The organism is Candidatus Hydrogenedentota bacterium, from assembly GCA_035450225.1.
GTDB lineage: Bacteria > Hydrogenedentota > Hydrogenedentia > Hydrogenedentales > SLHB01 > DSVR01.
This window is the reverse complement of the sequence record DAOTMJ010000028.1, coordinates 38372-62960: the sequence shown is the minus strand read 5'-3', so window position 1 is coordinate 62960 and position 24589 is coordinate 38372. Positions and strand designations below refer to the sequence as shown.

Sequence of the window (24589 nt, the reverse complement as noted above, 5' to 3'; positions counted from 1 at the left end):
AATGAAGCCAACAAGATCCCGCCAACGGGATTTTTCTTAGCCGGGGATCGGGGGAGGTATTGCAGCGGTGCGAAATGGGAATCACGCGAATCGGTGCAGGCGCCAGTGGATGTTCGGCGAGGTCGTTTTGGCAGAATGCTCCCTTGGGGCGGTGAGTTTGGTTTGCTGCAAGGAGACCGGCGACGAGTTTGGGAGTTTGCGACTGCGTGCGGCTAGGTGGGTGCCCGGGTGAGACGGACCTGAAAGGCGGATGCGTCGGGATCGAAGAGGTCTTCGGGCAGAGGCTGGTTGCGCAAGGACTCCAAGAGCAGCTGCGCAAGGAACCAGTTTCCGGTACGGCCAGCGGCATGCCCGGGAATTGGTTGCGCAAGGACTCCAAGAGCAGCTGCGCAAGGAACGTCAGCGTGCGCACGGGTTCAATGAGGTTGCTGCGCGCCAGCAACTGCATGAAGGCGTGAGCAAGTTGCAATAGCAGGTAGAGGGCGAACATGACCTCGAAGGAGGTGCAGTCGCAGAAGTACTCCAATTCGTAGCCGGTCTTTTATTCGTTGAATCTTTGGTTCTCAATCGTCCAGCGTTTACGTCCTCCTTCCGCAATGGTTATAACGTTTTCACGGTCCACCGTGAAGTTGCTCAGGTACGCGAACGTGGTGGTTTTACCTTCCACGGTTTCCTCACACATCACGAAGTCGAGCGTCAGCTCCTGGTATTCAAGCGCGTTGGCCCAGGTGAAGATTTGTTTGACGCGATGTCCGTCGCGCACCAGGGTCCGGACGCTACGGTTGTTGGGGGCGAGTTGGCGCAGGGTGAGCGATTCTTCATAGAGGGTAGGAATACTGCCGGGTTTGAAACACGCGATGAACTTCTGGTCGAGCGCGGCGATGGCGTTCAACGCGGGCCCGTTGCAGTACAGGCTGTCGAGCAGGTGGACCAGGGGTTCGCGCGGGAACACTTCCTTGATACGAGACAGCACCCGTTTGAACGCCTTGGATTCGCAATCCTGCTTGTCGTACTTGCCGCCCCCTGGATTCAAGAGCGGCTCGGTCATCAACGACAGTGCCAGCCCGCCCCAGGGGATGACCTTCACCTCCAACACGTTGTGCAGATAGGTCTTGGAGCCGTCCTGGTGTTCCTGAAACAGACATTCGGGGCAATGCGGCGCCGAGGAGGCGTAGATGCCCGAACCGTCGCTGATCACCATCAAATGCTTGAGCAGGAAGCCCTCGGACAACTGCTTGTGCCGGATCATGTCTTTGATGAGCCTGAAACGCAGGTCCCCGAGTTGCTCGGCGGGCGTCGCGCACAGGATATTGGTCATCTGTCGCGAACAGACGACCGTGTCGCTCCGGGCTCGGCTGAACACACACCAATTGTCCCGGAAGCGCGCATCATCACGGATCTCGTCCAAGCGGCGCAGCGACTTTACCCGGCATGCAAACATCAACACGGCCAGACACAGGACCTGGCGCATCGCATACCGCGGGTCCTCGCGCAGATCGTCCACCCCGTCAAACGCCTCCCAAAGCCACGGGGCGAAGCGCTTTACGATCTGGGCCAGCGCTTGCCCTACCGGGCGCTTGGTCTCCCGGGGAGCTTTGCGCCGGCGGCCCGGCCGTCCGCCGCCCGTTTCTCCGGGACATGGCATTGGATGATAGCGATACTCAGTGTCGATATCTCCGAGAGCACTTGTTTGAGCCGCCGATGGTTGCGTATCCAAGACTGCACCTCCTTAACAAGGTCCTTGGGCACGTAGACCGACCGGGTCTTTCCCGCCTCCTTCGACGTCAGCAACCAATACGCCGTCGTCTTCCCCTTGGCATCCCGGCGCTCGACCCGATTGAGCGAGCCAGCCACCAACGGACGGTCTTGGCCAAGTTCCTGAAGTTTGCGCAGCCTCTTCTCTTCCAGTTTCATGGTTTCCGTCTCGTATAGTCTAAGTATATATACTTAGACTTATCTTGTCAAGAAAAAACTTTCCGGATTTCTTGGGTAAACTATGCGACAAATCCCCCGCCAAGATTCGGGCGGCTCAGCGCGAAAAAAATCCCATTTCACAACGCTGGAGGTATTGATTCGGGGATCCGTCCGCGCTCAGTCTGTCGTGATCTTGCGCCAAGCCGTAATCGAGCGTGTAAGGTGGTCGCGGGCATCGCCGGGAATGCCATAGCATTGGAGGCCGATCGGGCCTTTGTAGCCGAGGTTTCTGAGCGTCTGGAGCAGCGCGCGGATGTCGAAAGTCCCGGAATCGAGCGGTTGGATCCAGTTACCGGTCCCGGCACGGATGGCCTCGGCATGGTCGGCGCCGTGGATGCTCACCGCGAACAGGTGCGGCATCGCTTCGGACAGCAGCGGCTTCAGGTTTTTCTCGTCGTCCACTTTGAGCCAGTGGCAGAGGTTGAACATGACGCCGACGTTGGGACAATCGGCCTTGCGCACGATGCGCAGGCCATCCTCGACGCGTTCCAGCCAGTCGCCGGAGTGCGGATACAAGGCGACGCGCGTGCCGGATAGTTGCGCCATGCCGGCGATCTCGCGCACGATCGCAACCGCCCGTTTGTCGCCCGCCGTGTCCGAGGGCTTCAATCCGCCCATGAGAAGCGCCAGCATCGTATCGCGTCCCTTGAGCAGCGGCAGCGTGTCTTTCAATCGCGGATCGTAGGGTTCGCTGCCCGGCGCGATGTTGACGCGCAGATAGATCTGGAAGAGTTTAAGTCCGGCGGCATCGAGCGCGGCGAGCCGTTCCTGGACTTGGTCGAGCCACAAGTGTCCCGCGCCGTCGTAGCCGAGGTCTTTGAGCAGCCGCGCTTGTTGATCGAGCGTGCGATGCTGACTGTCGTGCGTGTCCATGCAAAACGCGAAAAAAGGGTTTGGGTGGCCGGCGGCATGCGCGGCGGACATGATCAGCAGCAGGGCCAGGGCCGTTGCAATGCCTGTTTTGAATTCCCTCATGGGTCGTTCCTCCAAGGGGCGAAATGTCATGGGATTGGCCGTCTTTTGCTTCGTCCCGGCACGAGCGTGGCCAGCAACGCGTGTCCCAGCGCGAGCATGGCGGCGCACGCGAACACGCGTTCGTAACCGAATCCGATCCAAATCGCGCCGGCCACGGCGGGAATCGTCATCGAGATGATGTGATTGACGGAAATGCCGACGGCGAGTGTCGAGGTCAATTCCTGGGGCGATTCGGCAAGTCGTGAAACGTAGATCGCGCGTGCGCTGCCGAGCGCGAAGAGCAGGTTGTCGGCGATGAAGCATCCGCAGGCCAGCAGGCGCGCCTGTTCGGGATTCGACGTGATTCGCATGGCGTAACCGTAGCCGATGCACACGAAGATGAGCGAGATGCCGTCGGCCATCATGACCGCGCGTTCGCCGAAACGGTCCACGGCCATGCCGGCCAGCGGCTTGAACACGATGCCAATCAGCGCCGCGATCATGAGCAGTCCCGCGATGGCGGCCGCCGGTTCGCCGTAGACCTTGATCAATACCCACGGGCCGAAGGTGATGAAGATTTGTTTGCGCGCGCCGAAGACCAGTTCAAGCAAGTAGTAAAGCCAGTATTTTCGGCGGACGACCATCCTTGCGCGGGGTTTGTGCAGATGGGGCACGTGCATCATGGAGTAGAACACGCAGGCCATCGCGCCAAGCGCCGCCGCGATGAAAAAACCGGTCCGGTACTGTGGCGAGGCCTTGTCGAAGGTCAGCCAGACCAGCCCCGTGCCCAACACGGCCGCCACGGTGTCCACCGCGCCCATCTGCCCCATGCGGCGTCCGCGTTTTGTGTCATCGCTCAAACCGATGGCGATGGAGGATCCGACGGGTTGCAACAGATGCAGCCCGGTGCTGCCGACCAGCATCGCCGCCATCATCCATCCGAAATGGTGGCCGATGAGTCCAAGTCCCAACATGCCCGCCCCGAATGTGGCGGCGCCGACCACGCCGACCCGTGTAACCGGCAGGGCCGCCAGCAGACCCGCTGTCAGAAAAACCAGGAAACCCGGGGTCTCGCGCGGCAATTCGAGCCAGCCCCGCGCCTCCGCCGACATGGCAAATGTGTCCGACAGGAAATTGTTGAAAATGCTGTCATGGACGCCGGTCGCCATGGCCATGCAGGCCACGCCACCGAAGAACAAAATAATTTGGGTACGCCGGACCACGATGCGCCTCTCCGTCTATCTTGGAAACGGCGGGTATCTTATCAGAACAGGTTTGCCCATCGCTCTTCTTGAAGAGGCGCGGCGCGGCAATTCGAGGATAGGAAAACCTGTTTGGCGGAAGCCGAGCGGGTCGCCCAGCGCTGGGACAAACGCTACCCCAGGGTGGCCGCGCAGATCCGCGCGCAGTTTGAAGAAACCTTAGCCGTCCATGGCCTGCCCCGCGCGCAACGTCGGCGAGTCTACACGACTAATATGCTGGAACGCCTGATGCGCGAAATCAAGCGGCGGATCCGGGTCGTTGGCATATTTCCCAACGCTCCATCCTGCGACCGTTTGGTGGGTGCGCAACTCGTAGAAATCCACGAATCCTGGCAATGCGAGCGAGCGCGGTACATTACCTTCGAGCATGTGGGGAAACCGATACCCCACCAGAAGCCGAGACGTACGGCGGCATAAACATTTTAGTACTAGTACAGTTCCCCTCCCCCGCGGGGGAGGGGAACTGTAGCGCCACCAAGAAGAGGTAGTTCACATTCACCGAGAGACACTTTTACAGAAACTTCTTGACACAAGCCGTCTACGGTAGAAACGGCATCTTGCCGGTTTCCGTCGTATCGTTCATTCCGATACCATGCGCAACGCGGAAGCTTCCAGGCCGTTGCGAGGCGTCCATGGGAATCTTGCATTTCTAGTGTTGAACATTCCGGGTTGGGTGCGGTGGACGGGCAACACCGATCCGATTTTTTGTTGGCAATGCGCGACCCATTTCGGGTATGGTGTTGGCGGATGAAAACGGAAAGGAGATCGTTCATGGCCAGGGGATATTTGCGAGCGACGCTATGGGTGTTGATGATGGCCGCGGCGGCTTTCGTGTTGACGGGATGTCCTGCGGGGTACGAGCGCTCGTATGCCGGCATTTCTTTCGTTTGGTGTCCGGCCGGGACATTCTACATGGGCAGTATCGAAGGCCGGGATGACGAGTTGCCCGTCCACCGCGTAAAGATATCGAAAGGTTTCTGGTTGTCGCGATACGAGATCACACAGGATTTATGGCAGGGGATCATGGGCAAGAATCCGTCGCGTTTCACGGGCGATCCGCGGCTGCCGGTCGAAAACGTCTCGTGGAAAGAAGTCGTGTCGTTTATCGGCGAGTTGAACCGCCGGTATCCGGACAAGATATTCCGCCTGCCGACGGAAGCCGAATGGGAATACGCGTGCCGCGCGGGCAGCGAGCGCGAGTACGGTTTCGGCGACAACGCCGCGCAATTGCCGGACTTTGCGTGGTTCAAGGAAAACGCGGAGGGCAAAACCCATGTCGTCGGGCGCAAGAACCCCAATGCTTGGGGCCTGTACGACATGCACGGCAATGTCGCCGAGTGGGTGAGCGACCGCTACGGCGAATACCCCTATGAAGGCGGAACCGTTACGGATCCGATGGGACCGGAAACGGGTTCCAACCGCGTGTATCGCGGGGGAAGTTGGTACCACGATGCACCGCAATGCCGTGCCGCCGCCCGCCAGCGTGACGGAATGGATAAGCGCGACAGCGTGATCGGTTTCCGCCTCGTGATGGAATAAACCGGGCCCCCAACGGCCCTTCATGACGAAGGGGTCTTTTTCAGTTTTTTTCCCGGGGCGTGTTCGGCGCCGCCGTCCGGCATGTTTTCGGGCGCAATACGTTTGTTTGCTTCGCGGAGTCGCCGGCTCAAAATACGCACAATGTTCAAGAGTATCTGGACGGATATGCGTTTCGTCAGCAGGTGCTTGAACGTCGTTTCGGTTAGGACAAACAGGCGGCTGTCGTCGATCGCCTCGACGCTGGCGCTGCGCGGTTCCCGGTTGATAACGGACATTTCCCCGAACGTGTCGCCCGTCCGCAGCATCGCAATCGTCTTGTCTCCGTCGCGAACCGCAAAACGGCCCGACAGGATCACATACAGCTGACTGCCATAGGATCCCTTGTGGAACACAGTTTCGCCCTTGCCGACCCGGATGGTCATCCCGCGGGCCAGAATCCCAGCCACATCCTCGGCGCTCAATCCCTCGAACAGGCCGATTCGTTCCGCCAGCGTTTCACATTCGACGTTGTCCCGAATCACGCGGATTTCCTCCCATCTCCGGGGCATCTTTCAGCATGAACAACCTTCGTTTCGCATGCGGGCCGCCTGTGCGCCAACGGCCAAACCGACGATCAGAGCACGTAGATAAAGCGGCTGCAATTCGCGCAGGTATGGATGTGCGCGGAATCCTGGCGCACCTGTTGCGCGAACTTCGACGGAAGCCGCATGAAACACCCTTGGCATGTGTCGCCCTCGACGGGCACTAGGGCGGGCGGCTGGCTTTTCATCAGTCGATCGTAATGGCGCAGGAGGCGCGGATCCACCAGCGATCGGATCTTGTCAATCCGTTGTTTCAATTCACTCTTGCCCGTTTTCGCCGTGGCCAGCATTTCCCCGTACAACTGCATTCGCGCCAGCAAAACAAGATCGGCGTGCGCGTCGGGCGTGTGCGCAATGGCCGGATCCGCGTCCAGTTTGGCCGAGGCCGATTCGGGATTGTCGTTTAGCGACTTCGAGGCCGTTTCGAGAATGTCGCACATGTCGTCCGCTGTTTTCGCCGCCATCATGGCGGCCATATTTTTCGGATCTCTCAAGACTTTGATGACGGTGGCCACAAAATTCAGATAGGTCGTCTGCTGCGCCGGGGGATAGAAGATGAGAAAGATAAGTTGAACCGGCTTGCGGTCCACGGACATGAATTCGAGGCCGGCCGGCACGCGCCCCACCGCGCACACGAGTTGCTTGATGCCCGTCACCCGGGCATGCGGCACCGCAATCCCGCGCCCAATGCCCGTGCTCTCCGTCACCTCCCGTGCGACCACTTGGTCGAGCGCTTCCCCCATGCCTTTCATCTTTTTCTTCTCGAACAGCAGATGCGTCAATTCCTTGATGGCATCCGATTTGTTTGCGGCGGCGATTTCAGTCACTATGCAGTTCTTCGCGATGTACTTGCTTAATACCATGTGCGTTTGTCCTTGGTGTTTGTCCGGCTCCCTTTTTCAGTGAATTGCGGGGAAGCGCGACGGTCCGATTGTAGCACGCGGCATCCTTCCACACAACAGCGCAAAGCAAACCCGTTTCCCTTTTCGCCCGCTGGCATCGTTTCTCGCGTTGTCTGATTGGATTTCTTCATTCACAAGATCCATGCGCTGCGCGTGGACGTTGCGAACGAGGAAATCATGCCCTTGACCAACGATGCGGCTGGATCGTCTTTGGATTTGCTACACTGGTCATGACGGAAACGGCGCAATGCCCGAGCCCGGCGCGAAAAGGTCATGAAAAGACGTTTTTTGATCAACACGGAAAAATGGATATATCCACTGCTTGCGGTGTTGACGGTTGCGGTGTTTTCACCGGTGTTTCAGGCGGATTTTGTCAATTACGACGACGATTTCTACTACACGGCCAACACCCAAGTGCGCGCCCCGCTGTCGTTTCAAACCGTGCGCTGGGCCTTTACGACCGTTTATTTCAACAACTGGCATCCGCTGACGTGGCTTTCCCACGCGGTCGATCATCACTTTTTCGGACTGAATCCACGCGGCCCCCACCTGGTCAATCTGGCGCTGCACGTGCTGAACTCGTTTCTGGTGTTTGGCCTTTTTCGGACAGCCGCCGCCGGAAAGGCCCGCACAACGGCCGCGGCGTGGCTGCTGGCGGCGCTTTTTGCGGTGCATCCCCTGCATGTCGAGTCGGTGGCGTGGATTTCGGAACGCAAGGATCTGCTGGGCGGTTTCTTTGGTCTGTTGGCCGTGCGCGTGTATTTGGCCTATGTCCGACGGCCTTCCCCCGGCGCTTATGCGGGCGTCGCGGCGTGCATGTTGTTGAGCCTGATGTCGAAATCCATGCTGGTGACCCTGCCGTTGCTGTTGCTGTTCATGGATTACTGGCCGCTGGGACGGAAAAAGGGATGGCTGCCGGTGCTGGAAAAACTCCCGCTCCTGATCCTGTCGTTGTGTTTCAGTGCGGTGGCCATGTCGCTCAAAACAGAACAAACGGAATCGGCATGGAACCGTCTCCTGTATGTGCCGATCGCGTACGTCCGGTATCTTCACAAGACTTTTTGGCCGGTGGACCTCGCCGTTTACTACCCGTTTCCCTCGTCGCCGATATCGCCGTACTGGTTGTTCTTGTGCATGGGGGGATTGGCGGCCGTCACCGGGCTGGCCTTTGCGCTGCGTTCCCGGCATCCGTACATGCTGGTCGGCTGGCTTTGGTTTGCAACCGCGTTGGCGCCGGCCAGCGGGGCGATTCAGATCGGCGGACATTGCATGGCGGACCGGTATATGTACCTTCCACTGATCGGCATTCTGATGATGACGGCCTGGCCGCTGGCTCATGCGCCGAGGCGCGCGGTTGCGCTGGGAACCGGAGCGGCCGTGGTGTTTGTCTGCGCCGTGTTGGGATTGGCCCAGGCGCGGACATGGCGCGACAGCGTTTCCCTGTGGGAACAGGCGATTCGCGCCGCCGGATCGAACGGGCGCGCGGAATACAACCTCGGCAACGCGTGGCTCGCGCGCGGCGAATGGGACAAGGCGGCGGCCTGCTACGCACGGGCGCTGGCGTTGGATGAAACGGACCTCGACGCGATTACGAATCTTGGAATCGTCGCCGTGCGAAAGGAACAATTCGACGATGCCGAGCGCTGGTTTCGCCGATCGCTTGAAATCAACCCGGAAGACCCGCGCGCCAATCAAGAGATGGACCGTCTGGCGAAACTGCGCGTCAATCGCGGCATTGCGCTCGCGGAACAGGGGCGGTTCGACGAAGCCGACGGGGAATTGCGCGCGGCGCTGGCGCTACGGCCCCATTCCGCCGATGCGCATTTCAACTTGGCGAACGTGTTGTTGCGCAAGGGTGACTTTCAAGCGGCGGCCGGCGAATTTGCCGCCGTGCTGGCTATCAATCCGGACGATGCCGGCGCCCATTACGCCCTCGGTCTTGCGCTGGTACGCCTTGGACGCGCTCCGGAGGCCTTGGCGCATTTTCATGAGGCCCTTCGCCTGCGTCCCGACGATGCCGAAATCCTTCGACAGATCAAGGCCTTGCAGCCATAGTTTGCAGTAAATGCCTTGTCTCGGACGGCCTGGTAACGTATCATAAAGCATGTTCATCGCAAAAAATTCGGTGTGGTTTACCTGTGTGCTGGCCCTGATTGCCGCGGGCGCGCTGGCGTTTCGTCTGTACCGGCTGGATCAGCGTCCGATGCACACGGACGAGGCAGTGCATACGGCGAAAGCCGGCGAACTGCTCGAAACGGGCCGGTACGTTTACGATCCCCACGAATATCACGGACCCACCATCTACTATGCGGCATTGCCCTTCCTTTGGGCAGGCGGCGCGCGAACTTTGGCGGGGGCAAGCGAATGGATGTTCCGTGTCGTTCCCGTGATCTTCGGCGTGGGATTGATTCTGCTGTTTGCGGGCCTGGCGAACGGCATCGGGCGTGGGGCGGCGCTGGCGGCCGCCGCTTTGACGGCCCTTTCGCCGGCCATGGTTTTTTACAGCCGTTATTATATTCAAGAAGTGCCCTTCGTGTTCTTTGGGGCGGGATTGATCGTGTCGGGTTGGCGGTACGCGCTGTCGCGCCGTCCGGCTTGGGCGCTGTGCGCGGGCGTGTGCGCCGGCCTGATGGCGGCGACGAAGGAAACGTGCATCCTGGCATGGGCGGCCATGGGCGGCGGGCTGGCCGTCGTGGCCCTGCTTGAGCGGCCAAAGGCGGCGCTGGCGCGGGCGTGGCTGGCGGATTTGTCGTGGCGGCATGTCGCATGGGCCGCGCTGGCCGCGTTCGTGGTGGCCGAAACCGTCATTTCGGGATTCTGGACAAATCCGCGGGGGGCGCTGGATTTGCTGGTGACGCATTTCCATTACATGAACCGCACCGCGGAAGTCCGGCTTCACGATCAGCCGTGGCACTATTACCTGAAAATGCTGGCTTATACGAAATACGGTCCCGGCCCCTGGTGGAGCGAAGGACTGATCCTCGGATTGGCGGCGGTCGGCGGCGTCATGGCGTGGCGGCGGCCGAACGATTCCTCTCCGGATGCGCGGCTCCGGCGATTCATTGCGGCGTACACGGTGCTGTTGGCGGCGGTCTACTCGGCGATTCCCTACAAGACGCCGTGGTGCCTGCTGGGATTTCTGCACGGGATGATCGCGCTGGCGGGAATCGGGGCGGCGGGACTCGTGCGCGCCATGCCGCATGTCGCGTTGAGGGGTGCGGTGGCGGCGGCGCTGGCGCTGGCCGCGTGCCAATTGGGCGCGCAGGCGCAGCGGGCCTGTTTCACGTTCGACGCCGATCCGCGCAATCCGTACGTTTACGGCCACACGTCGCGGAACCTCCTCCGCCTTGTCGAACGGTGCGAGGATATCGCGCGTGTCGCCCCGGAAGGACGGCATCTCCTGATCAAGGTTTTGACGCTGGATTCGTGGCCGCTGCCGTGGTACCTTCGCGCATTTGATCGGGTCGGGTACTGGCCCGGGCCGGTTGACGATCCCGATGCCGCCATTGTCATCACGTCCGCCGAAAATCAGGAAATCGTGGAAGGCCGGCTGAAAGGCAAATATCTGACGGAACTGTACGGATTGCGTCCGGAAGTCCTGATCGCCGCATACATCCGCCAGGATCTGTGGGACGCGTTCATGAAGGAACAACTATCGGGCCCGTAGGCGCCCGGGGAGTCGAAATGCGTGAGTGATACCGTGCATCGTTTTTCGCATCAGGCCATGGCGTCACCTTGGGAAATCCTTGTGGCCTACGACGACGCCATTTACGCCGGTCAAGCGGCGCAGGCCGCGTTTGAAGAAGTGGACCGCATCGAACGCGAGATCAGCCGGTTCGTGGCGACGAGCGACGTTGCCCAGATCAACAATCTTGCGCCGGGGGTATGGGCACGCGTCGGCGAACATGCCATCGAATGCCTCAAGGCGGCCGAGAGAGCCCATGCGGACACCGGCGGCGCATTCGATGTGACAATAGGTCCCCTGTTGGCCTGCTGGCGCAATCCGGATCGGTCTCCGCGAACACCTTCGGATGCGGAATGGGCCGCGGCGCGCGCTCGGACGGGCATGCGCCTGATTGAAGTGGACATGCAGGAACGGCGTGTGCGCGTACATGCGGCCGGGATTCAAGTGGATCTTGGCGGGATTGGAAAGGGATACGCCATTGATCGGGCCGCCGAAATTTTAAAAGAATGGGACATCGGATCCGGACTGATTAATGCCGGCGACAGTAGCGTGTACGGATACGGCCGCCAGCCGGGACAGGACGGATGGCCCGTCGGCGTTGGCGGCGTGGGCGAGGAAACCGCCGCCCCGTACCGCCTGCTGCTGCGTGGCCAATCGTTGAGCGGTTCCGGCGTGCAGGTGCGCGGACGCCATATCATGGATCCCCGCACGGGGCGCCCCGCGCCGGGCAAGCGCGCGGTCTGGGCGTTGCATCCGTCGGCGACGACGGCCGATGCGCTGTCAACGGCGTTCTTTGTGATGAAACCCGAAGAAGTGGCCGCCTATTGCAGGCTTCATGCCGACACCAGCGCGATGCTTGTGCTGGAAGGCGGTGATGAACGGCTGCAATACGGGACATGGACCTTATGCGCGGCCCGGTGAAAACAACACATACTGACGGGAGTAGATATTCGCGAAGCCGCGGGATTGGCCGCGGGCTGTTGGAGGACACATGGCGCGAACAGGATTGGTTTTCGACGAGGAAATGATTTTACACGACACGGGGCCGAATCATCCGGAGCGACCGGCGCGGCTCAAGGCCATCATCCAAGCCTTCGAGGAGGCGGGCCTTGTGTTGCCGCGCGTGCCCATTGAACCGGCCTCGGAAGAGGACATTCTCCGTGTCCATTCGTGGGACCATCTTGAAGAGATCCGCGAAACGTGCCTTCGGGGCCTCGACTATCCAAACCCGGACACGCCGATGGGACCTCTTTCGTGGCGGGCGGCCTTGCTAGCGGCGGGCGGGGCGATTTCGGCTTGCCGGGCGGTGATTGACGGCGCCTTCGACAACGTGTTTTGCGCCGTGCGGCCGCCGGGCCATCATGCCGAACGCGACCGCGCCATGGGATTTTGTCTATTCAACAATATCGCCATAGCCGCGCGTTGGCTTCAGGCCAAAATCGGCTTGAGGCGCATCGCCATTTTGGACTGGGACGTCCATCACGGAAACGGCACACAACAGGCCTTCTTCGACGATCCCGCCGTCCTGTTCGTCAGCCTGCATCAGCATCCGCATTATCCCGGCACCGGATGGCCATTTGAACGCGGCGCGGAAAACACAACCCTCAATATTCAAATGCCGCGCGGCTGCGGAACGGAGGAGTGGCTTGCCGCGCTTGACGAGAAGGCCGTTCCCGCCCTTGCGCGATTCGAACCGGAGTTCCTGCTCGTTTCCGCGGGATTCGACACCCACCACCTCGATCCGCTGGGTGGACAGAACCTCGAAGCGGAAACCTTCGCGCACATGACACGGCGCATCGCGGAACTGGCGGATGGGAGAATAGTTTCCATTCTCGAAGGAGGATATCACCTCGAAGCCTTGGGTGCGTCCGTTGTGGCCCACGTCAAAGCCCTGCAAGACTGCCGCGCCCACGCCTCTCGTCCAGATTAAGAATACTGAACGGTGTAGCACCCACAAAAGTTTCTCTTCGTGCTCGTCATCGTAATTGAATCCTTGAATACTATTCCCCCCGGATTGTTCACCGGTCTTGACTGGCCGGAACGAGTGAGGATTTCGTGGGGCGGATGAGCCGATTGTGGGGCGTTTTTGGGGGGTGTTGGGTGTCAGATGGGCGATGCGTCTGACGGGTAAACACACCTCCTCCTTTCCCCGTGGCGTCGTTTGCGTGAATGACGCCCGTCGGGGATGCCGGGCTGCCGGTCAACAGCGCAACGGGTACGCGCCGAGATTCCGGAGCGCCTACCCGAAAGCGTCCTGGCAAGGGCAGGCGCTCGCGAAGTGAATCATGACAGGAAATATACGTTGTGGCCTTCGCGCCGCGTCATCAGATGGTCGCGCGCGAATCCCGAATCGCCCCGCACGATGACGCGCGTGGCCGGCCAGCGCCAACAGCGGATTCAAGGCGAGTTTTCGTCGTGATTGTTCCGGCCCGCGTACCCAAGCGCCACGGCATAAATTTTCTGCCGCAACAACGCCAAGACGTCGTGTTCAATGAATTCCTTACGATGGTAATCCGTGAAACAACCGGCCAATCGTTCGGTGACGCCCAGTCGCAGATCCGCCTCCCGCAAAAGCAGCACCCCGCCATCCGAACGGATGGGGCCCCCGTCAACGCCCCCTGTACTTTCCGCCCCCCCGGGTTTGGAATTCCAACTGTTCCGGTGTACACTCTGTTTTCATCAAACTGCTCTTTTGTGATCGTCTAATGTTTGCCTATTCAACTAATTAGACCACATGAAGCAGCCTGAGTTTTCATCTACGGTGAACCATTGCGGTTAATGGTAGGCGGGGCGGGACTCGAACCCGCGGCCACCGGATTAAAAGTCCGATGCTCTACCACCTGAGCTACCCGCCCATGAAGTCGCGTGGGAAGCGGCTGGACCTTGCGGGGACGGTCTTTCACCGCGTCGAATGCGAAGAACTTGCTGTGAATTGCGGACCGTCCGTGCGCGAGTCGCACTGCTCTCATCGGGAAGTATACGGCATCGCGGTTTCCGGCGTCAAAAGGGCATGCCTGACCCATGATCGGCGCGTAACGGGGGCGACGTCCTCACTGACCGGCATTCATGCAAAGAACCCTTATGTGACAGGTCAGCACGAAGCGGCGCGCGAGGCGGCACGCCCTCCCAAACATCAAGCGCGTGGCGATCATGCCGTTTCTACTGAACCGCGGCCGGCTCGGTATAAAACGCGCCCGGCCGCATCTTGCGCGCGGGCCCGACAAGCCGGAATCAGAATCGAATTTTTCAAGGCGTCAAAAGATTCTTTCCGGCGCATGAACCGTATACTATGAAAATGGTCCATGTTTTTCGTATCGTTCACCGCTGTGGTACGATGTAAAGCGGGAGGAACGTGGGATGACCAAAAAGATTATCGTTTTATTGCTGGCGGCTGTGGTATTCGGCGCGGCCGGCGTGGCGGTGTGGCGGCCATGGCGGACGAAGGGCCCCGTGCCCGTGGGCGAGCCGACGCCGCGACCGCAGGGCGAGGGCTGGATCGATCTGCTCGACGCGGATCATGCGAGCGGCTGGAAGAACATCACCGACGGCAAGGACATCTTTGAATTGAAGGACGGGACGCTTCATATTTTTGGGCGTACGCTGTATCCCCTGCGTTATGTTGGCTACACACCGGAGCCGTTCCGGAATTTCGATCTGCACGTCGAGTTCAAAGTCGCGCGGGGCGCCAACAGCGGCGTGTTCTTGCGATCGCGCCCGAACGATCCGGTTTCGCGCGGGTTCGAGGTGCAGGTGCTGGACGATTTCGGCAAGCCGCCCGGCAAGAACGGATGCGGCGCGATTTACGATGTCGTGACGCCGATGTTCAACATGTCGCGGCCCGCGGGCGAGTGGAACTCGTTCGATATCACCGTCTACGACAAAGAAGTCACTGTCGTCATGAACGGATGGAAGGTCGTCCAGGCGGATTTCGCGAAGATGACCACCCCGCTTGGCAAGTTTTCGATTGCCTACAACGACCTTCCGCTCGAGGGCGTGCTGGCGCTTCAGGATCACGGGGGCGAGGTCTGGTATCGCAACATCCTCGTCCGCAAGCGGTAAAGGCCGCGCGGCCGGCATGGCGTCAGTCGCGCGCGATGCGGAATCCGGCGGTATTGGTTCGCGCGCCGGGATCGCCGATGCGGCGGCGAGCCGATGTGCATTCGTCCGCTGTCGCCTGCCACGATCCGCCGCGCCGTACCCGTAAAGATGCCGCCAGCGGGCCCAGGGGATCGGTCTGGTTTGCCGATGCATAGGCGGCATACCAGTCTTGCACCCATTCCTCGACGTTTCCATGCATGTCGTAGAATCCCCACGGATTCGGTTTTTTCTTTCCGACGAAGTGCGTTTGGGCCCCGCTGTTGTCGCCGAACCATGCGTAGCCGGACAGGGATGAACTTGAGTCCCCGAAGGAATACGCCGTGGTGCTGCCGGCCCGGCAGGCGTATTCCCATTCCGCCTCGGTCGGCAGACGGAAATTATAGCCGGGATACCGCGTGTTGAGCGCGTCGAGATAAGCGTTTACATCCTGCCACGACACCGAATCCACGGGCAGGCTGCCGCCGGGGAACGCCGACGGGTTCGGGGAGACGATGGCGGTGTATTGGCTTTGGGTGATTTCGTATTTCGACAACCAGAATCCCTGCGAGAGCGTTACGCGGTGCCTGGGCGATTCCGTGTCGGTTTCGGTCCGGCTGCCCATGTAGAACGATCCCGAGGGGCACCAGATGAAACGGATGCCCGCGAATTCGGCCTCGTTGGGATTTTCGCCCTCGCCTTCGCCCTCGCCCTCGCCTTCGCCCGCGGGTTCGTCGAGGATGATCGAGTCCCGCATCACGTTCGAGTCGCCGATGTCGTTGCGCAGTTTCAGATAAACCATTTTGGTTACGTTGCCGGATGAAAGCGTGAACGTGATCGCGTTGCTGAAGGTTTTCCAGGAGGCGTCCGAAAAATTCGGCAATTCGCTGGCTAGATATGACTTGGGTCGCGAACCCTTCCAGTAGGGGTTGAGTGCGACCGTGCGGCTTTCCGTCACGACCTGTCCGCCGGCGATGGTGAAGCCCGTCAACACCGGCGCGCGCTGGCGGGTGTAGTGGGCGTAGGCGGCCCAGCGTCCCACGTTCGAGCAGCCGTATTCGATCCGCATGTACCCGTCGTCTTCGCCCCATCCGTTGCCCCATGCGTTGCGTAAAATCCACACGCCCGCCGCCCCTTGGCGGTCGTCCCATCCCACCAGGACCGCAGCGAGATTCGTCACGCCGTCCACGTGGTTGTTGTAGATGCCGCCGGTATACGCCTGAAACGCGCGATCGGCCGTGACCGAGACATAGACGGGGCCGTAGGTCATAATGGCCTGCTTGATGCGGGTTGCCGAGGGAAATTCGCCGTCCACGTATCCCCACGACCGCAGGCGGTACCGGGGGTTGTATGGGCAATCCGGTTCCACGTCGGCGGATTGATACGGAAAATCTTCCTCGAGAATCGCGCCTATTTTGTCGCATTGCGTGTCTTGGCCGACATAGAAACCGAAGGCCCGGTTGCCGCCCGTCGGACAGGTCCACCCTTCCGTGTTTGCGCTGATGAGATATTGTTCGGACAGATCCGCCGTTTCCCGGTCAAGAACCTTGATGATGGATTCCATGACCGCGTTTGTCGCAAAAGCCCAACTGGCCGCGCAGTCCCGCGTATTTTTCACCGGCGTGACGCCGCCCCGCTCGCGCCAGTCGAACGCCTCCGGGATTGGGGTGGTGTCGGGTTCTTCTTTTTCGGCGGCCATGTCTTTTCGCGCGCTCGCCGGAAACTCGCCGTCGAGGTCTCCGGTGATGGCGTCCAGCGGGCGATCCGTGGCCGAATTGAATCCCATCGTGAACGTCCAGCCGTTCGCGACCGCCTGTGCGTGCAGATCGTCCAATTCTTCCTGGGTAAGCCCTCCCGTGCCGGCATACGGTTCGTAGACGGCGGTGTATTCCGTTGTTTTTCCGCCCTGCAAGGTCAGCGTTCGGGCCGGCGGGGCCGTCCAATGCGCGACATCGCGGAAACGAATCGTGCAAGCGCCCGGGGCGAGTTCCGTTACCGTCGCGCCGCCCGCCCGCCATTCGCCGTACTCGATTTGCCATTCGGCCCCGTCCGCGATCGCGCCGGCGGGTGCGATCGCCACCCGCAACGCCGCCTTGGGCGCCGGCCGCGGATCGCATCCGCAGAATGCCGCGGCAAATCCCATACATACCGCGAACCCAACACATCGCATGGCCATCAGGCGACTCATTGCATATCCTCCAATCCGCCTCGCGTTATCCTACACCAAAACCGGCCGGATAGCGATGACCTCCTCGTTTGGCACGGACGGGTACTGAGCCCGGACACAATAAACCATGCCTCTGACAATACCATCCAGCCCGCGGGATATGCCGGAAACCGGCGGGACGATTTCCCGTGCGGAGTTGACAGCGAAGCGCGGCTGGTGCATGCTTACGCTGAAATCACGGAGGGATGGAAAGCATGAGGATGTTGTTCGTTATGGCGGCCTCGACCGCGTTCGCGTTGTGCGGGTGCGGCCCCTCGGCGCAGCCGCCGTCGCAGACGGCAAAGCCCCGCATTGCGCTGATCATGAAGTCCTTGGCCAATGAATTTTTTCTGACCATGGAAAAAGGCGCACGCATGCACCAGGCCGCGCATGCGGATCGGTATGAACTGCTCGCGAACGGGATCAAGGATGAACTGGACGTGGGCCGGCAAACGCAGTTGGTCGAGCAGATGATTGCCCAGCGCGTGGATGCGATCGTCATCGCCCCCGCGGATTCGAAGGCGCTTATCGCGGCGTGCAAGAAGGCGCTGGATGCCGGCATTGTCGTCGTGAACATAGACAACAAGTTCGACGACGGAGTCCTTGCCGACAAGGGCATCAAGATACCGTTTGTGGGACCGGATAATCGCAAGGGCGCGCGGATGGTCGGCGAATATACGGCCAAGCGGTTGCAGCCGGGCGATTCGGTCGCGATCGTCGAGGGTGTGCCGACGGCCTTCAACGCGATTCAGCGCAAACTCGGTTTCGAGGAGGCCATGGCGGCGGCCGGCATGAAGATTGTGGCGAGCCAGAGCGCGGGCTGGGAGATGGAAACGGCCAACCGGGCCGTGTCGGCGATGATCATGGAACATCCGGAACTGAAGGCGATCCTTTGCGCGAACGACAGCATGGCGCTGGGCGCCGTGGCCGCGCTAAAAGCCGCGAACAAGGCGGATTCGGTAATCGTGGCGGGTTTCGACAATATTTCGGCCGTTCATGATCTGGTCAGGCAGGGCAAAGTCGTCGCCACCGCCGATCAACACGCGGATCAATTGGCCGTCTTCGGGATTGAATACGCTCTTGAAATGCTCGCCCGGAAGGGTGCGCCCGCGGATCGCGAAACGCCCGTGGACCTGATAACCGCCGAGACGCTTCATCCATGACGCGCTACCGCTGGCTGGCCGACTATGTGGGACTTGGGCTGGCGCTGGCTGTGTTGATAGGTTTTTTCGGCCTTTCGACGAATCATTTCATGTCGGCCGGCACGTTTCGCAACATCGCCAATCAGATCCCCGAGATGATGATCGTGGCGGTGGGCATGACCTTTGTGCTGATCATCGGCGGGATCGATCTGTCGGTCGGTTCCGTGCTTGCGGCGAGTGGCGCGGTGCTTGGAATTTGCCTGGTGCAATTCCATTGGCCGCTGCCGCTGGCTTTCGTGGCATGCCTTGCGACGGGTCTTGTTTGCGGGGCCGCCAACGGGATCGTGAGCGTCGCATGGCGGCTGCCGTCCTTTATCGTGACGCTTGGCATGCTCGAAATCGCGCGCGGCGCCGCCTATCTGCTCACGCGTTCGCAAACCCAATATATCGGACGCCCCGTCGAACGGCTGGCCGAGGCGCACGTGTTTGGGTTGTCCCTGCCCTTTTTCGCGGCCGTTGCGGTTGTCCTTGCCGGCCAGGCGGCGTTGAGCCATACCCTGTTCGGACGTCATGCCCTGGCGGTGGGCGCCAATGCCGAGGCCGCCCGCTTGTCGGGCATCCGCGTGCCGGCCATTACAATAACCGTTTTTGCGTTGAGCGGTATGCTGGCGGCGGCCGCGGGCGCGATTCAGTGCGCCCGGCTCGGCGCCGCCGATCCCAACGCCGGCAGTGGATTCGAACTCCAGGCCATTGCGGCCGCTGTCATCGGCGGCACGAGCCTCATGGGAGGCCGCGGCTCCGTCGTCAAGTCGTTTTTCGGCGTGCTGATTATCGCCGTGCTGGGGGCCGGCCTGTTTACGCTCGGCGCCCAGGAATCCACGAAACGGATTGTGACGGGCGGCGTCATCGTGGCGGCCGTGGTATTCGATTATTACCGCCACCGGATCAAGGCCCGCGTTTGAAATCGTATACATAACGCCGAATTCCAATTCGGCCGGGTTGGCAATGCTTGTGCCGAATCGGAATTCGGTGTTACGCGTTCGGAACAATTTGATGAAGTTGGTCGAGTCCGCTTCGTGAAAGGCGCGAAAGCGGCGGAGCCGTTGCGAGCCCGTTTTGCGCCGATGGATTTTCCGGACGGCGTTACTTATGATTTGGGATGTAACGGCGAGGCGTGGCGATTGATTTTCGTCGTTGCGGCAGTCGGTTGGGAGAATACGAACGATGACGCTTGCGCTTTCCTGGAAAACGGAAATGGACTATGTGTTCTTTCTGTACGGAATGGCGTTTGTCCTGCTGGCCGCCGTGTGTTTTGTCCTCATTTGGCGCGAGGGGCGCCGCCAGCCCTGGGGATGGCTGGGAGTCTTCGGTCTGATTCACGGCCTCAATGAATGGGGCGACTTGCTGGCGGTCGAGTTCGGGGACAACCCGGTCTTTGGCGCCTACCGCCTGGCTTGGATGGCCTTATCGTTTGCGGCCCTGATCGAATTCGGACGGACCGGGATGGCCTCCCTGGGACGCCGCGTTCCCGGACGCTGGATTTATCTTCTCCTGATTTGCGGCGCCTTGGCGGGCGGCGCGGCGGGGTTTGCGGGCCTCAACGCCTCATGCCGGTACGTGTTGGGATTCGTGGGCGGGATCTGGGCCGCGGCATATTTCCTGTACCAGGGACGGCAAACACGCGACCATTCGCGGCATCTGTGGACCGCGGGCGTTTTCATGGCGGCCTATGCGATCTTCGCGGGCCTGATAGTTGCGGAGGCCCCGTTTTTCCCCGCATCCGCTATCAACCAGACGACATTCCTCGACGGGCTGGGTTTTCCGGTGCAATTACTGCGCGCCTTGTGCGCGGTGGGTATCGCGGCGGCGATGTGGATGTATTCGGAGCGCCGGCACGAGGAAGCGACGGCCGGAACCGGACTTGCGGCGGTGCGTGGATTTCAACCGTTGATCTTGGCTGCGATTGTCATGGTCATCATGGTGTGCGGATGGGCGTTGACGAATCTGGCGGGCCATCGGGCGGACGCGAACAACCGGCGCGAATTTCTGGCCCGCGCGGAGGCCATCGCGGCCATGCTGGATCCCGAATGGGTAGCCGCCCTTGAAGGCGTGCCGGAAGAAGAAAACGAGGGGACATATCGTAAAAAGAAACAATTGCTTTCGAGCGTGTGCGATCAGCAACCGGATGTGCGGTTTGCCTACGTCATGGCGCGGCGCGGCGGGCAGATTGTCTTTCTCATGGATGCACAGCCGCAGCGATCCTTCGACCCGGAAAGCGCGAGCCGACCCGGCGACGTGTACGACGAGGCCACGCCCGAACTCGAGGCGCTTTTCGACGGAGGGACCGGTTTCGTGGAGGGTCCCGTTGCCGATCGCTGGGGTTCGTGGGTTTCCGCCATCGTGCCGATGCGGACCCCGGATACCGGACGTGTCGCCGCCGTGTTCGGCATGGACATTTCCAGCGCGGCGTGGGAACGCGAGGTCGTCCGGCAGCGTGCAAACGGCATCATCATTACACTTTTGTTCTTATTGTTGACGGTAAGTTACATTCTGGCCGCGCAATATTCGCGCGATGTCACCTTGCGGACCGCCGCTTCAGAACGGGTTCACCGGACGCTGGTGGACGGTTCTCCCAACGGTATCCTGCTGCTGGATCAGGACAGCCGAATCGCCCGCATCAACGACGCAATGATGTCGAAAATGGGCTGGCGCGACGAGGATTTCACCGGGCGGTATTTTCTGTCGCTTTGGCCCGATTCCATCCGCGAGCAGGCGCATGCGGCCCTGGAACGGGCGCAGACCGGACGCCCGGCCTTCTTCGATGCCGAATGCGAACGCGCGGACAACGGCGCACGGGTGGTGTGGGAAATTTCGCTCAATCCGGTCGTGGATCACGATGCCCACGTCCGCCGCATAGTCTGCATCGCGAACGACGCGACCCAGCGCCATGAAGCCGAGGCGGCCCTGCGCGCCAGCGAGGAAAAATACCATACCCTTTTCGCAAGTTCCGCGGACGGGGTGCTGTTGATGAACGACGCCATTCTGGAATGCAACGAGCAGTTTTGCCGGATGCTGGCCTGTTCGCGGGACGACATCGTGGGTCATTCGCTGCTTGAATTTTCCCCGCCCACCCAGCCGGACGGGCGTCTTTCCGCCGGTTTGGCGCGTGAACGGGTGGATGCGGCCCGAAACGGCGAACCGCAGGTCTTCTACTGGCGGCATTGCCGCAAGGATGGATCGCTGCTGGATGTCGAAGTGTCGCTCAAGGCGATCCACATTGGTGGTCGTCGTGTCCTGCTGGCCGATGTGCGCGACATCACGGAGCGGCGCCGGACCGAGGAACGGCTGGCGAAAATCAACGCGTGTTTTTTAGACTTGGGAAGCGATGCGCAGGAAAATATCGCCCGTCTCACGGCGCTGTGCGGGGAACTGATGGACGCCTCGTGCGCCATGTATAACCACTTGGAAGACGGTCGTCTGTGTTCCATGTGCCAATGGAATCTTCCGGAGGATTTCCAATTCAACGATTCCGACGGGCATATCTGCAGCGATGTGATCCGGGACAACAGGGAAGAGGTCGTCGTGTTGCGCAATCTGCCGGAAACCCCCTATGCGGAGCACGAAACCAGCATCCGGCGCTACGGCCTGCAAACCTACGTCGGCAAGGCGGTGAAGTGCGGCGGCCGGGCGGTGGGCTCGCTGTGCGCGCTGTACCGGCGGGATTTCGAACCCGGCGAAATGGAAATCAGTACCCTCGGAATTGTCGCATCGGCCATCGGCATCGAGGAAGAGCGCTTGCAGATCCTGCGGACACTGACCGAGAGCGAGGAACGATACCGCGCGTTTGCCAATCATGTGCCGCTGCACCTTGCCGTAATGGATTCGGAGGGCCGGTTCACGCTGTGGAACCGGTATTCCGAAATCATGTTTGGATACACGGCGGAAGAGGCCGTGGGGCGCCTAAATCTGCGCGATTTGTTGTCCTCCCGCGAAGAGGCGAATCAAGTCATGGAGGATGCCGCGGCCCTTGGCATACACGACCGGGAAACCGTCATGCGGCGCAGGGATGGAATACAGTTTCCGGCCCATCTGGTCGTGGTGTCGCGTCGGCACTCCACGATCGCCGAGGCGGCCTTTTTCGTCTTTGCCGAAGACATCACCGAACGGAAACAGGCCGAAGAGGAACTCCGCAAGGCCAAAAACGACGCGGAAGCGGCCAACAAGGATCTGGAAGCCGCGATCGAACGCGCGAACCGGCTCGCGTTCGATGCCGACATGGCCAACCGCGCCAAGAGCCAGTTTCTGGCCACCATGAGCCACGAAATCCGCACGCCGATGAACGCCATCATCGGCATGACGGGCTTGCTGCTTGACACGAAACTCGACGCGGAACAGCGCGAATTCCTCGAAATCGTGCGCAGCGCCGCCGACTCGCTGCTGGCCCTGATCAACGACATCTTGGACTTTTCAAAGGTCGAGGCGGGCCGGCTCGATCTCGAAACGCTCGATTTCGATCTTCGCGCGACCATCGAGGACACAATGGATATGCTCGCGATCAAGGCCCATGAAAAGGGCTTGGAGTTTGCCTGCCTGATCCATCACGATGTGCCGGCGCTTTTACGGGGGGATCCGGGGCGAATCCGGCAGATCCTGATAAACCTTTGCAACAACGCCATCAAGTTTACCCGGGAGGGCGAAGTCTTGGTGCGGGTAACGGTTGTCGCGGAAACGGAATCGCAGGCTACCCTGCGCGTCGCAGTCACCGACACAGGCATCGGCATTCCCCAAGATCGCATGGATAAATTGTTCCAGTTATTCTCGCAACTCGATGCCTCCACCACGCGCAAATACGGCGGCACCGGGCTTGGACTGGCGATCTCGAAAAAACTCGTGGAACTCATGGGCGGAAAGATCGGCGTCGAAAGCAAGGAAGGGGAAGGATCCACTTTCTGGTTCACGATCGTGCTTGAAAAACAACCCGCGGGCACACGGCTGCCGGTGCGCGACAACAGCGCGCTGGCGGGGCAGCGCATCCTGATTGTGGACGACAACGCCACGAACCGGCTGGTGTTTCGCGAACAACTGCGTTCTTACGGATGCGTGCCGGATGAAGCCGCGGGCGGCAAGGAAGCCTTGGCCAAATTGGAGGAGGCCGCCGCGCGCCATGCGCCGTACGCGGCGGTGCTGGTGGACTTGCTGATGCCGGACATGGACGGCATTGAATTGGGCCGCACGATCAAGGCCATTCCGGCCCTTGCGAACACCCTGCTTATCATGGTGACGTCCCGCGGCCAGCGTGGTGACGCCAAGGCCTCGAAAAATATCGGCTTTGCCGGCTTTCTGACGAAACCCGTCCGCACCGAACATCTGCGGGACTGTCTGGCCATGGTCTTGAACCGCGGGGCGGAACCGGCGATTTCCGGTGACGCGCCAATCATTACACGTCATCTCGTGTCGGAAGAGCGGCGCCGAATCCGGATTCTGTTGGCCGAGGACAACGTGACCAACCAGAAGGTGGCGTTGCGCATCCTTGAAAAGCGCGGATACCGGGCCGATGCGGTGGCCGACGGCAAAGAGGCCGTGGCCGCGTATGCTTCGGTCCCCTACGACATCATCCTGATGGACGTCGAAATGCCGGAAATGGACGGGTTCGAGGCCACGGCGGTCATCCGGAAACGGGAAGAGGCCACGGGCCGCCATACGCCCATCATCGCCATGACGGCGCACGCGCTGACCGGCCAGCGCGAGAAATGTCTCGACGCGGGCATGGACGATTACGTGGCCAAACCCGTGCGTCCGGAGGAGTTGTTCGCCGCAATCGATCGCCAAATGGCCGCCGCGCATTCCGCCGGCGCCCTTGCGTCCAATGCTTCCGCGCCCGTTCAGGCCGGCGACGAACGGCCGCCCATCTTCGACGTGGCCGGCCTTGATATCCGGATGGGAGGCGATCAGGCTCTGATAAAAGAGATTGTCGAGGTGTTTCTGAACGATTTTCCGGACCAGATGGCCCGATTCCTTCAGGCATTGCAGGACAAGGATCAAGCCCTGGCGCACCGGCAAGTGCATTCCATACGGGGCGCGGCGGCCAGCGTCGGCGCGGAACGGCTGCGCGCGTTGGCGTTGCAGGCAGAGGATGGCGTACGCGCCGGCGTGTTCGACGAAACGTTGGCGATAGCCGGAAAAATGGAACCGGCCTTTGCGGAATTTCGGGCCGAGTTGTCCCGTTTGGGATTCGTGTCCGATACCGGCGCAGCGAGTGGATGAAAGGAT

At 60.8% G+C, this 24589-nt stretch carries 15 protein-coding genes, 1 tRNA gene and 2 pseudogenes; 10 read left to right on the top strand and 8 right to left on the bottom strand.

Annotation, left to right across the window (positions count from 1 at the left end; genetic code table 11):
- Positions 1-541: 541 nt before the first annotated feature.
- From P5540_14275 to P5540_14265, 3 genes are all read right to left on the bottom strand, one after another.
- Positions 542-1717 carry a hypothetical protein gene (locus P5540_14275; protein HRT65981.1) on the bottom strand — a complete coding sequence of 392 codons (1176 nt, stop codon included), beginning with the start codon at positions 1715-1717 and terminating at the stop codon, positions 542-544.
- 374 nt (positions 1718-2091) lie between these two features.
- Entirely contained in the window at positions 2092-2949 is an 858-nt protein-coding gene (locus P5540_14270) for a TIM barrel protein (GenBank protein HRT65980.1), read from the bottom strand.
- 26 nt (positions 2950-2975) lie between these two features.
- Entirely contained in the window at positions 2976-4151 is a 1176-nt protein-coding gene (locus P5540_14265; GenBank protein ID HRT65979.1) for an MFS transporter, read from the bottom strand.
- A 105-nt stretch (positions 4152-4256) separates the two neighbouring features.
- On the opposite strand from P5540_14265, the pseudogene P5540_14260 reads away from it, so the two are divergent.
- Together P5540_14260 and P5540_14255 are read left to right on the top strand one after the other, a co-directional pair.
- A pseudogene (locus P5540_14260) lies at positions 4257-4607 on the top strand (transposase).
- Positions 4608-4961: 354 nt separating this feature from the next.
- Positions 4962-5729, top strand: a complete 768-nt coding sequence (locus P5540_14255; protein ID HRT65978.1) for a formylglycine-generating enzyme family protein — start codon at positions 4962-4964, stop codon at positions 5727-5729.
- Between the two features lie 20 nt (positions 5730-5749).
- Here the strand turns inward: P5540_14255 and P5540_14250 are convergent, their stop codons facing one another.
- Positions 5750-6250, bottom strand: coding sequence for a cyclic nucleotide-binding domain-containing protein (locus P5540_14250; protein ID HRT65977.1), 501 nt, complete (start codon positions 6248-6250; stop codon positions 5750-5752).
- Positions 6251-6342: 92 nt separating this feature from the next.
- Entirely contained in the window at positions 6343-7173 is an 831-nt protein-coding gene (locus P5540_14245; protein HRT65976.1) for a PTS sugar transporter subunit IIA, read from the bottom strand.
- Between the two features lie 312 nt (positions 7174-7485).
- Here P5540_14245 and P5540_14240 point away from each other — a divergent pair, with 312 nt between their 5' ends.
- From P5540_14240 to P5540_14225, 4 genes are all read left to right on the top strand, one after another.
- Positions 7486-9267, top strand: coding sequence for a tetratricopeptide repeat protein (locus P5540_14240; protein HRT65975.1), 1782 nt, complete (start codon positions 7486-7488; stop codon positions 9265-9267).
- A 49-nt stretch (positions 9268-9316) separates the two neighbouring features.
- On the top strand, positions 9317-10879 hold the full coding sequence (locus tag P5540_14235; GenBank protein HRT65974.1) for a TIGR03663 family protein: 1563 nt from the start codon (positions 9317-9319) through the stop codon (positions 10877-10879).
- A gap of 21 nt (positions 10880-10900) precedes the next feature.
- Complete coding sequence (locus tag P5540_14230; GenBank protein ID HRT65973.1) at positions 10901-11818, top strand: FAD:protein FMN transferase; 918 nt, start codon at positions 10901-10903, stop codon at positions 11816-11818.
- A gap of 70 nt (positions 11819-11888) precedes the next feature.
- Positions 11889-12827 carry a histone deacetylase gene (locus P5540_14225; GenBank protein HRT65972.1) on the top strand — a complete coding sequence of 313 codons (939 nt, stop codon included), beginning with the start codon at positions 11889-11891 and terminating at the stop codon, positions 12825-12827.
- 467 nt (positions 12828-13294) lie between these two features.
- Here P5540_14225 and P5540_14220 read toward each other — a convergent pair.
- Both P5540_14220 and P5540_14215 read right to left on the bottom strand, forming a co-directional pair.
- Positions 13295-13498, bottom strand: a pseudogene (locus tag P5540_14220) (transposase).
- Positions 13499-13676: 178 nt separating this feature from the next.
- Positions 13677-13752 (bottom strand) — tRNA-Lys (locus tag P5540_14215).
- Between the two features lie 502 nt (positions 13753-14254).
- Between P5540_14215 and P5540_14210 the strand changes: the two genes are divergently transcribed.
- Positions 14255-14956 carry a DUF1080 domain-containing protein gene (locus P5540_14210; protein HRT65971.1) on the top strand — a complete coding sequence of 234 codons (702 nt, stop codon included), beginning with the start codon at positions 14255-14257 and terminating at the stop codon, positions 14954-14956.
- A gap of 22 nt (positions 14957-14978) precedes the next feature.
- Here the strand turns inward: P5540_14210 and P5540_14205 are convergent, their stop codons facing one another.
- A complete protein-coding gene (locus P5540_14205) occupies positions 14979-17159 on the bottom strand; it encodes an SUMF1/EgtB/PvdO family nonheme iron enzyme (protein ID HRT65970.1) in 2181 nt (726 codons plus the stop codon).
- Positions 17160-17383: 224 nt separating this feature from the next.
- Between P5540_14205 and P5540_14200 the strand changes: the two genes are divergently transcribed.
- The 3 genes from P5540_14200 (at position 17384) to P5540_14190 (ending at position 24583) form a co-directional block, all read left to right on the top strand.
- A complete protein-coding gene (locus P5540_14200; protein HRT65969.1) occupies positions 17384-18340 on the top strand; it encodes a sugar ABC transporter substrate-binding protein in 957 nt (318 codons plus the stop codon).
- The gene (locus tag P5540_14195) at positions 18337-19281 is read left to right on the top strand and encodes an ABC transporter permease (GenBank protein HRT65968.1); all 945 of its coding nucleotides are present in this window, start codon (positions 18337-18339) and stop codon (positions 19279-19281) included. Before P5540_14200 ends, P5540_14195 begins: the two co-directional genes overlap by 4 nt.
- Before the next feature lie 262 nt (positions 19282-19543).
- Positions 19544-24583 carry a PAS domain S-box protein gene (locus P5540_14190; GenBank protein HRT65967.1) on the top strand — a complete coding sequence of 1680 codons (5040 nt, stop codon included), beginning with the start codon at positions 19544-19546 and terminating at the stop codon, positions 24581-24583.
- Positions 24584-24589: the final 6 nt, after the last annotated feature.